This window comes from Chitinophaga varians (genome assembly GCF_012641275.1).
Classification (GTDB): Bacteria; Bacteroidota; Bacteroidia; order Chitinophagales; family Chitinophagaceae; genus Chitinophaga; species Chitinophaga varians_A.
On the sequence record NZ_JABAIA010000002.1, the window covers coordinates 1,139,751 to 1,152,307 of the forward strand.

Annotated in this window: 11 protein-coding genes; 6 read left to right on the forward strand and 5 right to left on the reverse strand. The window is 50.1% G+C overall.

Translation table 11 applies throughout. The annotated features are described in order from the left end of the window. Positions 1-2: 2 nt before the first annotated feature. The 3 genes from HGH92_RS19265 to HGH92_RS19275 form a co-directional block, all read right to left on the reverse strand. Positions 3-2,804, reverse strand: a complete 2,802-nt coding sequence (locus HGH92_RS19265; protein ID WP_168872385.1) for an outer membrane beta-barrel protein — start codon at positions 2,802-2,804, stop codon at positions 3-5. A gap of 208 nt (positions 2,805-3,012) precedes the next feature. Then, positions 3,013-3,921 (reverse strand): response regulator transcription factor, encoded by a 909-nt coding sequence (locus tag HGH92_RS33870; protein WP_247654982.1) that lies wholly within the window; start codon positions 3,919-3,921, stop codon positions 3,013-3,015. Positions 3,922-4,007: 86 nt separating this feature from the next. Beyond that, entirely contained in the window at positions 4,008-5,420 is a 1,413-nt protein-coding gene (locus HGH92_RS19275; RefSeq protein ID WP_168872386.1) for a sensor histidine kinase, read from the reverse strand. 279 nt (positions 5,421-5,699) lie between these two features. Here HGH92_RS19275 and HGH92_RS19280 point away from each other — a divergent pair, with 279 nt between their 5' ends. Then, positions 5,700-7,817, forward strand: coding sequence for a TonB-dependent receptor (locus tag HGH92_RS19280; RefSeq protein ID WP_168872387.1), 2,118 nt, complete (start codon positions 5,700-5,702; stop codon positions 7,815-7,817). 22 nt (positions 7,818-7,839) lie between these two features. Continuing rightward, entirely contained in the window at positions 7,840-8,484 is a 645-nt protein-coding gene (locus HGH92_RS19285) for a hypothetical protein (RefSeq protein ID WP_168872388.1), read from the forward strand. Here HGH92_RS19285 and HGH92_RS19290 read toward each other — a convergent pair. Next, positions 8,481-9,353 (reverse strand): LytR/AlgR family response regulator transcription factor, encoded by an 873-nt coding sequence (locus HGH92_RS19290; RefSeq protein ID WP_168872389.1) that lies wholly within the window; start codon positions 9,351-9,353, stop codon positions 8,481-8,483. The genes HGH92_RS19285 and HGH92_RS19290 overlap by 4 nt on opposite strands. Before the next feature lie 99 nt (positions 9,354-9,452). Here HGH92_RS19290 and HGH92_RS19295 point away from each other — a divergent pair, with 99 nt between their 5' ends. From HGH92_RS19295 to HGH92_RS19310, 4 genes are all read left to right on the forward strand, one after another. Continuing rightward, positions 9,453-10,043, forward strand: coding sequence for a TetR/AcrR family transcriptional regulator (locus HGH92_RS19295; protein ID WP_168872390.1), 591 nt, complete (start codon positions 9,453-9,455; stop codon positions 10,041-10,043). 70 nt (positions 10,044-10,113) lie between these two features. Then, complete coding sequence (locus HGH92_RS19300; RefSeq protein ID WP_168872391.1) at positions 10,114-10,572, forward strand: hypothetical protein; 459 nt, start codon at positions 10,114-10,116, stop codon at positions 10,570-10,572. A 2-nt stretch (positions 10,573-10,574) separates the two neighbouring features. Further along, positions 10,575-10,877 (forward strand): DUF3817 domain-containing protein, encoded by a 303-nt coding sequence (locus tag HGH92_RS19305; protein ID WP_168872392.1) that lies wholly within the window; start codon positions 10,575-10,577, stop codon positions 10,875-10,877. Then, positions 10,874-11,239 (forward strand): rhodanese-like domain-containing protein, encoded by a 366-nt coding sequence (locus HGH92_RS19310; protein WP_168872393.1) that lies wholly within the window; start codon positions 10,874-10,876, stop codon positions 11,237-11,239. The genes HGH92_RS19305 and HGH92_RS19310 overlap by 4 nt, the downstream gene beginning before the upstream one ends. A gap of 53 nt (positions 11,240-11,292) precedes the next feature. On the opposite strand, the gene HGH92_RS19315 is transcribed toward HGH92_RS19310, so the two are convergent. Then, on the reverse strand, positions 11,293-12,441 hold the full coding sequence (locus HGH92_RS19315) for a serine hydrolase domain-containing protein (RefSeq protein WP_168872394.1): 1,149 nt from the start codon (positions 12,439-12,441) through the stop codon (positions 11,293-11,295). Positions 12,442-12,557: the final 116 nt, after the last annotated feature.

The window sequence follows — 12,557 nt, forward strand, 5'->3', positions numbered from 1 at the left end:
TGTTACTTGTTTTTGGATTTCGGAAAATGTCTGAATTTATAGATGCCGCTGAGCAGGAAGTACTGGCCCAGCGCGTTGTTTTTGCGGTCTTCGATATAGCCGTTGCCGGTAATGCGGTTAATGCCTGCGTTGTTGTTCAGCAGGTCTTTTGCTGATAGTTGCAGGGAAAAGTGTTTACCGATTTCTTTGTTGATACCTGCGTTCAATAATAAGATGGTGTTGTTATACCCGGCAGCCAGGCCAAGGGCGGAAAAGCCTTCCAGGCTGGTTTCGAGCGTCATGTTCCATGGCAGTACCACGATGCTTTCGATGCTGTAATTGAGCAGCCAGTTCTTTTCGGGCAGCCCGTTGCGGATAGCAAAGCGGCGGTTGTTCCAGGTGGCGCTGCCGGAAACATTAATGCTGATGCGGTCTGCCGGATAGTAATTGACATGTACATCAGGCGCCAGCGTGAGGATGGTGTTACTATTGGCTTCCCCGTTATTATATAGTGTATTGCGCGAATAGGTGCCGGTAAAACCCAGTGATACCGAAGAGTTGCGCGGTGCAATGGTGATGCTTTTACCGGCGGTGAGGTTCGCCTGGTAGTTGCCCCGTACATTTACCGGAATGATCAGTTGTTGCCCGGTATTTTTATCGATGCTGGTGCTGTCGGTGACCTGGCTGCTGTACCAGTTGAACCCGGCGGTGGCATACATGGAATTACCGGAGGACGGTGCCACCTGGTTGAATGACAATGACCACCGGTGGCTCTTTTCCTGGTCCAGCAGCGGATTGCCGCGGCGTACATACAGCGGGTCGGTATTGTCTGTCAATGGCTGGAGATTGCTGACAGCGGGCGTAGTAGCGATAGTATTGTAGCGGAATATCAGTCTTTCTTTGTTGCTGGTTTTATATTCCGCATAGGCTTCCGGCAGCCAGGCCCGGAACTGCCGGTCGATGGTATAGCCTTTCAGGCCTGAGTGCCCGTAGATTGTGCTATACTGCCATCCGGCGCCGACGGTATAACGGAAACGCTTATAGTTGCCGGCCAGCACAGCTTTGGTGGTCTGTTGCCATTTGCGGGTGTTGTAGTTATCGCTGTACAACGGATCGATGTCGTCGTATGTGCCGCTGCTGCTGCGGTTGCTGGTTTGCCGGTCGTACGTGCCGTCGGAGTAGTACAGTTGTTGCCCCAGCTGAAGGCTTAATGGCCGTGATAACGGCTCCGTATATACGATATTTCCGCTGATGGCCGATACTTTGGATTTGCTGGCCATCTGCTGATCAATGTGGCTGTCTTTTTCTCCTGTAGGAAGATGAAAGAAGGTACTGTTGGACCGGTTCTGTAAGAGGGTGTTGTTCTCCAGGTATTCCGGTTTGGCGGTGAGCATCAGCGTTCGACCGGGTTTTGCCAGGCGGTGGCGCAGTTGCACTTCTATGGAGCCGAGGCGGTTGTCGCCGCTACTGTGCGTGTTTTGGTTACCGTCATTGAGCAGGGTAGTGCCGTCTGCGGTATAGGAGCGGAAGGTGCGGTCCTGGCTGTTATTAAAATGGTTCAGGTCCGCATGCGGCATCAGTTTCAGGGCAGTACGGGTGTTTAGCGGTGTTTCCACGGTGAAGTCTATACGCTGGTTCATGTTGTAGTTGGTGGTGTTGCCGTTCTGCAGGTAGTTATAGGCCGTATCGGTCAGGCGGTATTGCCGGGCGTAGTCGTAGTTGTTGCGGGTATTTGTTTCATTGAAGAAATAGCTGCTACGCAGTTTGAACCCGTTGTTCCAGTCGTTGTTGAAGTTAACGCCTCCGAACCGGGTATCGGTGAGACCGATGGGGCGGTCTATTTCCGCGAGGGCTTCGGGCGTGCCGGTGATTTTCACGCCTTTCATGTTCATGAGTTCTGACAACGCCGCGGGTGGCAGGTTGTTGAACATATCGGGATTGGAGCCTGCCATTTTGATCAGTTCAGAAGCGCTGAAACCGGATTTATTCACATTGTTGCCTTTCAGCAGGAGGGACAGCTGCATGTCGTTAAGGAAGCTGTTGGCGTTCACGCCACCTTCGTAGCGGTCCATGGTGCCGGCACCGGCGCTGGCATTGCCGAAGTAGCCACGTTTCCGGTTCTTTTTCGTGACGAGGTTGATGGTTTTTGTTTGTTTGCCGTCGGCTACGCCGGTGAATTCGGCCATATCGCTTTGTTTGTCCAGTATCTGCACTTTGTCGATCATGTCTGCAGGTAGGTTACGGGTGGCCACGGCGGGGTCGCTGCCGAAGAATTCCTTGCCGTCTACGAGGATGCGTTGTACGGTTTCGCCCTGTGCTTTGATGCTGCCGTCGCGTTCTACCTGTACACCGGGCAGTTTGCGGAGCAGCTCTTCCACCACCGCATTGTCTTTTGTCTTGAATTTATTGGCGTTGTATTCAATCGTGTCGCCTTTCATCTGTACCGGTGGCGTATTGTCTTTGATGGTGACGGCCTGCAGCTGCATACTGGCGGCTTGTAGCGCGATAGTGGCGGGCAGCGCGGGAAACCGTCCGGCAGGGACACTGAAGAAAAGTGTGCTGTCAGCATAACCGAGACTGTGCAGATGCAGCTGATAATGCCCGTCAGGCAGGGAGAAGGTTACTTTCCCCTGTGTATCGGTCATGGCTGTACGAATAACAGCCGTATCATGGAGGGAAGTAATTTTAACAGATACGCCGGCCAGTGTTTTTCCGGTGGCAGCGTCGCCGGTTTGTGTTTGTTGCCGGCGCTGCTGGGCGATTGTTATCTGGAAAGACAATAACAGGATGGCCGGCAGGTATATGGTACGCATCATTTTTTTCATGCGGTAAAATTACCGGGCAGCAGGCGGGGAATAGGTTAACGAGTATGTATATACTCTTAATGAGTGTTAAAAAATCTTGTGAACAGGTCCTGATGGATTCAGGTTGATAAATGACGAAGCAGGCTATAGAACATGAGCCCATGTTTTTTTCTATGGCGTGTGATTTTTTTGTTTCTCCTGCGAATAATATAACCGGGGATGTAAAGATTTAGACGAGTAACTTAAATCCGCGGCCACGTACGTTCACGATCTGGATGTTGCCGTCCTGCTGGAGGTACTTGCGCATCCGGGTAATGTATACGTCCATATTGCGGGCGTTGAAAAAGCTGTCGTCTCCCCAGATGCTGAGCAGCATGTCTTTGCGGGAGGTGATATTATTGACATTGTCGGCCAGCATTTTCAGCAGATCGGCTTCCCGTTGGGAGAGGCGTCGTATTTCGCCGCCATAGTGGAGTTCCTGCCGGGGATGGTCGAACAGGTAGCTGCCCAGCCGGACCTGGCCCGGCTTGATTTGGTGCTGACCTGGATGCTGACCCTGGCCTGGACCTCGATGCTGATTCAAACCTTGACCCTGGTCCTGGCCTTGGCCCTGGTCCTGACTTTGACCTTGATCCTGGGCTTGGCCTTGATTCTGGCCTTGATCCTGACTTTGACCTTGACTTTGACCTTGACTCTGATCCTGGCTTTGACCCTGGCCATGATCCGGGTTTGGGCCCGGGAGGGTTGCTGGTACGGGAGAGAAGAGGGTGCGTTTCAGCAGGGCATGAATGCGGAGTATCATCTCTTCCATGCTGAACGGTTTTTTTATATAGTCGTCGGCGCCGGCGCGAAAACCTTTCAGCACGTCCTGCACTTCGCTTTTGGCGGTGAGGAATATCAGCGGGGTATGGGTATCGGTGGCACGGATTTCCTGTACCAGTGTGAGCCCGTCTTTGCGGGGCATCATGATGTCGATGACACATACATCGGGCCGGTGCTGGCGGTATAGCTGCCAGCCTTCCTGTCCGTCGGCGGCATAGATCACCTCAAAACCTTTCATCTCCAGCGTTTCTTTTACAACGCCGGCGAGCACGGTTTCATCTTCTACCAATAATAAACGTATCTGTTGTTTCATCATTTTGCCAGTTCAATGGTGAATATGCTGCCTTGTCCGGGAACGCTGGTTATTATTTGCTGCCAACAATAGGCGTATCTGTTGTTTCATCATTTTGCCAGTTCAATGGTAAATGTGCTGCCTTGCCCTGGAACGCTGTCTACTTTGATGGTGCCGTTTATCCTCTCCAGCAGGCTTTTTACATGGCTGAGACCCAGCCCGTACCCTTTGACCGTATGCAGGTTGCCTTGTGACACGCGGTAAAATTTATCGAAGATGTACGGCTGATGGGCTTTGTCGATGCCGATGCCGTGGTCTTCGATGGTAAACCGGTAGTGTTGCGGTAACTCGGTGACGGTCAGCACTATCTTTTTAACAGCCGAAGGCGTGTATTTGATCGCGTTATCCAACAGGTTGGATAAAACGGTCCGTATGGCGGCCGGCTGGATAAGCAACTCGTTATGGGCCACCTGTATGGTGGTTTGTATCTGTACGCCGGGCAACCCGGAGAAGCGCGCCCCGACCGTTTTCAACAGCTCCGGGATAGATACCTGGCTGGCGGCTTCCTGTGGCTCGTCGTCATGTTCCAGCCGGGTGAGGGCCATGATGTTGTCTACCAGCCCCTGTAGTTTATGTAGCTCATCCTGTTCCAGCCGCAGGTAACGCTCTGTCTTTTCCGGGTCTTTACTGCCCCCGAAGGTCAGCAGTGCCTCATTGGTAGCGGTGAGAATGGCCACAGGTGTTTTTAGTTCATGGGTGATATTGCTGATGAAATCGTTTTTCATGGTCTCCAGCTTTTTCTGCCGGATGATAATCCGCCACAGTACCCATATGCAGCCGGTGATGAGCAATATCATAAAGAATGACAATACCAGCGGCCATAGTATTTTCACCAGTAGGAAGGTGCCGGCGCCCTGGAACTGCGCCACGATGGTCTGCCGCGATTGCAGGGAGGTGGAACGGATAACGGCCACGTGCTCATCGGCCGTAATAGTGGTGTCCTTATCTATAATACGAATGGTAAAAGGCAGGGCGATATGCCGGTTGTCCAGTTCTTCCCGGTAGTATTTATTCAGCAGGGCAGTATCTATTTTAACGATGTTGCTAAAGGCAAAAATACTGGCGAGGAACTGGTTCATGTCCGTGCCAACGTCCTGTAGCCGGAAATTTTGTTGAAATACAGTACTGTTTCCTTTTTGATTACTGTCAAGGGCGATCACTTTCACCTGGCCGGTGCTGTCTGAAAGGGGAACAGTATCGGTGACGTTGCCGGCGCTGAACTGGAACGTATGCTTATGACGCGAAACCCGCAGGGTGTCTTTTCGCTGTAGCTGGCCTTCAAGTTGTTTCACGGAACCGATCACGGCACGGTCATAGGCTTTTTGCAACCCGTCAGACACCACCTGCACAAAAGCAGTCTGCTGCCCCAGCCAGGCTGTCCGAAGCCAGTATAACTGAAAGGCCAGCACCGCCAGCGCGGTAGGGATGGTGATCCACCATATCCGTTTAACAATGAAATCCATCCTGCAAAGATAGCTGAAGCCACCATGCCCGCAACGCCGGATTAACACTCATTAACACTTTTGCAAGGATGATTAACAAACGAAAACCCGCTCCGTCCATCCCGTTGCGTAACACCCCGTCCCATGGCTTAGTCATCCGTCCCAAAGGTTTGTTGTTCGTCATAACTAAATGAAAATCAGTTGTTAATGATTTAGTATTGTGTCGTGTTCATCACGGGGCACTGACAAAATACAAGACATATGTACCGCAGTTTTTGTTTGTTTTTTTTCTTTTTATGCATGCGGCTGACCGCTCAGGGGCAGCAGCAAATCACCGGCATGGTCATCGATGTGAAAGGTCAACCGGTAGAAGGCGCCAACATATATATTACCGGCACCCTCGATGGGGCCTCTTCCGATAAAGCCGGGAAATTCAGTTTTGCGACAACACAAAAAGGCACCGTCATCTTAGGGGCCAGTTATATAGGATATAAAGATTTCAGGCTGACCGCGCCGGTAGACCAGATGGGCCAGTTGAAGATCGTGTTGCAGCCCAGTGAGAAAGCCCTCGAAGAAGTAGTGGTGCGGGCCAGCACTTTCAGTCTTGGAAAAAGCCGCACCCTGGAAAAGCTGGATGCGCTGGACGTAGTGATGACAGGCAGTTCCAACGGCGATATCTACGGCGCGCTGATGTCGCTGCCAGGCACCCAGAAAGTGGGAGAGGACGGCAAACTGTATATCCGTGGCGGTGACAACCGCGAAACCCAGACGTTCATTGACGGGATGCACGTATTAAGCCCTTATTCCATTACTGCCCAGGACATGCCGGCCCGCGGCCGTTTCTCCCCTTTTCTTTTCCAGGGGATCAATTTCTCCCTTGGCGGGTACGAATCAGAATTTGGGCAGGCGCTGTCCGCCGTGCTGCCCATGGACACCAAAGATGTGGCCGGAAGCACTAAGGCGGGCATCAACTTCTCCCCATTGAGCGCCGGCGGCGGTGGTTCGGTGGCTTTCCGTAAAAGTTCCCTTTCAGCCAACGTGAATTTCACCGACCTCACACTGTACAATAAGGTGCTGCCCGACCGCTACTCCTGGAAGAAACCCTATCAGTCACTGTCTGCGGAAGCGCAATATAAAACCGCTGTAGGCGCAAGAGGGGTATTTAAACTTTACACCGCCTATGACCGTACCGCCTTCATCCGTACGTTTGCAGATACCCTCGATCATGTTCCGCAGCGCGATTTCCGGCTGCAGCAGGATAACTACTACCTGAACGCAACCCTGAAAACGAAGACCCGTCATAATACCCACCTGTTCTTTGGTGCCGCCGGGTCGTATGTGGACAACCGTTATGACAATGCACGGTTTCAGCGCGACAGCTACCATCAAAATGAACAGGAGCTGCACCTGAAAGCCAGGCTGGAGAAAAACATCATGCCCGGTTACCGCCTTAGCACCGGTATGGAAGCGTATCTGCGCGGCTACCGCGCCGTTTATCACGATACGCTGCAGCAACGGCTGCAGGACCAGCAGGTGAATTATCAGCTGTATGCCGCGTTTGTGGATAACCAGGTACGCCTGCTGCCGGGACTGTATGCCAATGCGTCCGGGAGAATGGAGTATGCGCAGTTCAGCAGCGCCTGGAATTTTTCGCCCCGGGTTTCGCTCAACTATCTCGCTAACCGTTTCCAGGTGTCGGCCATCTGGGGCAGGTACTATCAGATGCCGGACAACAGCGTGCTGGTGGCGCCGCATGAAAATATGCAACAGTCGGTGGCTTCCCATTATATCCTTGGCGCCTCCTATGAATACAAGGGCCGGCTCATCAAAGCAGAAACCTATTACAAACAATACGACCAGCTGGAATTATTACAGCAACAGGTGTATCACGCTAACGGCTATGGTAAAAGCACCGGTTTTGACGTGTATTTCTCAGATGAGTCTTCAGTGCCGCACCTGAAATACAACGTGTCTTATTCGTATAATGACGCTGCGCGGTTGTACCGGGACTTTCCCGTGATGTCCACGCCGCTGTTTGCCTCACGGCACAATGCGCGCATGTCAGGGAAGTATTATTTCCCGGCACTGAAAACCTATGCCGGGGTTACGGCTACCTACGCCAGCGGGCGGCCTTACCGCGACCCTAACCGCGACGGCTATATCAATGCAGTTGACAAAGACTATTTCAGCCTGGACGCCAATCTCACTTTCCTGATCAGCAAGCAGGTGATCCTCTATACCTCCTGCGGCAATATTACCGGAAGGCAAAATACCTATGGCTACCGTTATGCGCCGTCGCCCGATGCTACAGGTGTTTATCAGGGCGCACCGGTGATGGCGTCCCGTAACAATTTTTTCTATATCGGAGTGTTCATCTCGCTGAAGAGCAGCTCCGCCTACGACGTTTCCAGTTTTTAATCAACCTAAAAAAAGAACAAAAATGAAAAACATGTTCGCACTTTGGATTTTATTAACCATGACAATATCCGGCTATGCCCAAAACACGATCAACTGCGAAGAACAGCTGCAGCTGGTGTTAAACAAAGTGAAAGAAGAAAAGGATATGAGCGGGGTGTATAATCATGTGAATACTTTAAAGCGATTATCGGGCCTGTGCCCCGGAGAATGGCTGCCGGACTATTACATCGCTTATCTAGACCTGAAACTGGTGCTGAGCAGGAACACCGACAAACCGGCGGACCTGTTACTGGAAGCGGCCGACAAGCTGGCCCAGCTGAAAGGCAATGCCAAAGCCAATGCGTCTGAGGTATACACACTGGAAGGATACTATTATTACGCCATGATAGCGCAGGACCCGGCGGTGAACGGACAGAAATACTACCGGGAGGTGGTGGCCGGTTATGAAAAAGCGATCCGGCTGGACCCCTCCAATCCGCGGCCACAGCTGCAGCTGGCCATCTTCCAAAACCTGATGGCAGCCTTTATGAAACAAACAAACAACGGTTTTTGTGATAAACTGCAACAGCTGGAACAGACTTTCCGGGACTTTAAACCAGCCAGCGCCGTGGCCCCGGCCTGGGGACTGCCTGAGCTGCTGCATGTACGGCAAAACAATTGCCACTAGTGGATAATTTCCTGGAATGCGGGCACAAAACTCCGTGATACCGGAATGGGATAATGCTCATAATCTTTTAGCATGATCTTATAGCCGTTGGAGTTGCCGGTGGCGGTTTTGATGTGGGTGAGGTTCACGATAAACGAACGATGACAGCGGAACAACGTTGGTGCCTGTACGGTTTCAAGAATGGTGGTAAGGGTGTTACGGATAACCGTTGACGTTACCTGCCCGTCTGTATAATGATATACATGCACATGATTTTTCACGACTTCGAGGAAAAGGAAATCGTGCAGGCTTATCTGTAGCGGCGCTTCCGTGATGTTGGTAGAAGGGAACACCAGCTCCTGTGAGGGGTTGGTTTCCTGTAGCTGCTGATCGCTGCGGATGATACTGTCCATATGATGGCGCATGGCCCGGTGGTAGCGGATGGCAATGACCGCTGTCACCGGGAATATGCCTACAGCGACGGTGATCAGTAATACCCGGAACAGGATCTCCAGCCGCACCAGCAGTTCGCCGTTTCTGAAAGCATAGATGTCTTCAAAAAAGAAAAGAAATATCAGCGTATTGAAAAAAGCCAGCACCAGGAAGACGGTGAGGATGTAGACTGCCTCGTGAAAGATGGTCCACCTGCCAATACGGTGTTTCAGTATTTTTCCCTTGAGGATATAGTTACAGCAAAACAAGCTGCCAAAAGTGGCAATACCAAAAGGAAGAGCGCCCAGCAGTTTGTTGCCCCGATACTGGCTGAAGCCAAAAGGCTGATAAATAAAGATTATCAGGCTGACCAGGATACTGATTATAAGAATACTGTTGAGCCTGACGAATTCAAAGGGATATTTTCTCCGGAGCAATTGGTTGACCTGCTGTAGCATGACGCAAAAGTAGGATTTCTTGCCATAATAGCGCAGCTGGCGGAATTTTAAAAGAATCTGCCTTTTTTCGTTTCTTTGCGTTATCAAGCAGCATCTTTTATGAAAAAAGCCGAGGCAACAAGACTGAATATTTTACAAAAGGCATTTGAACTGATCTATGTACAGGGATATCAGACTACCAGTATAGATGAAATACTGGCCACTACCCAGGTAACAAAAGGTGCTTTTTATTACCATTTCAAAAATAAGGATGAAATGGGGCTGGCTATCATTAACGAGCTGCTGAAGCCTTCGTTTGCTGCTGCTTTTATACAGCCGCTTGAGAAAAATACCGATGCGCTGAAGGCTTTATACGATATGATGTATGAACTCCTGATGAAAAATGATTTCCTGAAAGTAGAATACGGATGCCCGGCATCCAACTTCACGCAGGAAATGGCACCCTGGAACAAGGCTTTTACCAAAGCGCTGAACAATCTCTCAGAACAGTGGAAACATGCCATTATCAATGCTGTGGATACCGGTAAGAAAAACGGGATGATCAGTTCAGCAACGGATGGTGAACAAGTGGCGGTTTTTATGATGTCTGGCTACTGGGGCATCAGGAACCTGGGAAAACTGAAAAACAGCAAATCTGTCTACCAGGTCTATCTCAAACAATTAAAAAACTACCTGGAAACCCTGCGATAAATTTTTTTGACAAAAAACATACTAGTTAGTATGTTTTTTCTATACCTTTACCGCGACAAAAAATACAGGTATGTATCAGTCGCTCACTTTTCTTCATTCCATCATCCGCTGGCTGGTGTTAGTAAGTTTGATTATCGCCATCTGCAAAGCAGCCAAAGGATATTTTACCAACGCGGTCTTTACAAAAGGTGATAATGCCGTAAGGCACTGGACTGCCACCATCGCTCATATACAATTGCTGGCAGGCATGGCGCTCTACTCTCAAAGCCCGGTCATTCAATATTTCTGGAAACACTTCAGTACAGCAAAGGAAACGTTTGACCTGCTGTTCTTCGGTTTGATACACGGCCTGTTGATGTTTACTGCCATTATTATTGTCACTATCGGTTCTGCTATGGCGAAGCGCAGGCCAACAGACAAAGATCGGTTTAGAACCATGCTGGTTTGGTATTCCGTAGCCTTGCTTATTATTTTCATTGCCATACCATGGCCGTTTTCACCTATTGCTAACAGACCATATTTCAGATAAACATGAAATCGTTATTCAGCACGCCGATCGGACGGCTACGCATCATCAGTTACCTGGAAGGTATTTCTTTGCTTATACTTTTATTTATTGCGGTGCCTTTAAAATATGCATCCGGTTTGCCGGGTCTGACAAAGTTAATGGGGCCTGTTCATGGCCTGTTATTCCTTCTTTTCATATTCAATACCATCAGTGTGGGCGTGGAGTATAAATGGAAGTTTAAAGACACTACCTGGAAAGTGATCCTGGCATGTTTTATTCCTTTTGGTACTTTTTATATAGATAAAAAAATTTTGAGTAAAATATGAAAAGATGGATGATCATTGCCGTCGCATTGCTCCTGGTATATATTGGGTACAGGGTTTACAGGTTCTATACCCTGGACAAGGGGCTCGATAGGTTGGTGACAGCAGGAGCAATCATACTGGATGTGAGAACAGCGCAGGAGTTTAAAATGGGGCATATAGAAGGGGCCGTTAATATATCGCTTGGCGAAATCCGCCAGCGGTATATTGAACTGGATACAGCTAAAACCTATATCACGGTTTGCTCGCATGGCCTCCGCAGCGTAAAGGCGGAGAAGCTGTTGAAAGAAAGAGGGTTCAGGAAGGTATATAATGGCGGGGCGTGGAGCGATTTCCAGGAATACCTGAACAAGCATAAAAAATAACGTGGCGGTAAACAAGCGGCCGCCTTATTTATGATGAGACGGCCGCTTTCTGCTTAGAGCTCAAACATCATATCCCGTAGTTTGTTCCAGTCCCCGTCGTCATCATCTTTAAAGTCTCCATTTATCATCATCACCACAGCCCGTTTGGTAGCGTAGTTGACATATAACTGGGCATGACTGCCGTATACGTCGCCGCCGTGGCCATAAATATCCTGGTTGCCCACTTTCCGGTGCTGCCAGAAAAGGCCGTACACTGATTCTGCTTCCGGGAATTGTACTTTGCCCATCGCTTCCAGAGTGCCGGCGGCAATAATCTGTTTGCCATCTTTGGCGCCATAGTTCACCAGCATCCTGGCAAAAGTGCTAAGGTCGTTCAGGCTGGCGTGCAGACCGCCGGTACAGTAATCTACCATGCTGTAATCCCCGTGTGTTTGCTGGTCGGCGTCATAAGGCAGGGCGAATGGCTGTGTAGCGTAATCACGCAGGTGCCATACCAGTGCGGTAGTGCCCAGCGGAGCAATGAACTGGCGGTACGACCAGGTGTCGAAACTTTCCTTTACAGTCAATTCTACAATGTAGGCAGCTAATGCGGCACCCAGATTGGAATACCCGAAGACGGGTTTGGCGCGGTCGTCGATGAAGCTCCTGGTATTATAGAATTTTCCGGAAGGATCGAGCATGCTTTGCACATATTCCGACAGCGCCATCGGATGGTCTTTCCCAGGCACCAGGAAATCAGACAATAGCATGTCGCGGTATACAGCGTCTATAATACCGGAGGTGTGCGACATCAACAACCGCAGCGTAATTTTTTTGGTTGGGTTGAAAGGGTTCTGCAGTTTAAAAGGCAAATAATCGTTGACATCAGCATCGAGGTTTAATTTGCCGTTTTCCACCAGGCGCATAATGCTCAGGCCAATGAATGGTTTAGCCAGTGAGCCCACTTTGAAGACGGTCTTCGCTGTGATGGCTTCTTTTTTTTCGATGTTGGCCATGCCGGCTATTTTAGACCAGACGATGCCGTCCGGGCCCACCAATGCGACGGCGATGCCCGGGATCTTCTTTTGTTCAGTAATAACAGCGATCTGTTTTTCTACTTTTTCAGTTTTGAATGGCACGGAAGGAGTGGCGTCGTCTTTGTCCTTTTTTTTGCAGGCACACACGGCCAGCAGGAGCCCTAGCCCTAAGCAATAGTTTCTCATATGTTTTTTTGCAAATGAAAGAAAGATCATGTTGGCGATTGACCGGTATTATAGAAAGCCGGTCATAGTTACGTTCAACAGACATCTGTGTGCAACAATACCGGCGTAGGGGTAGG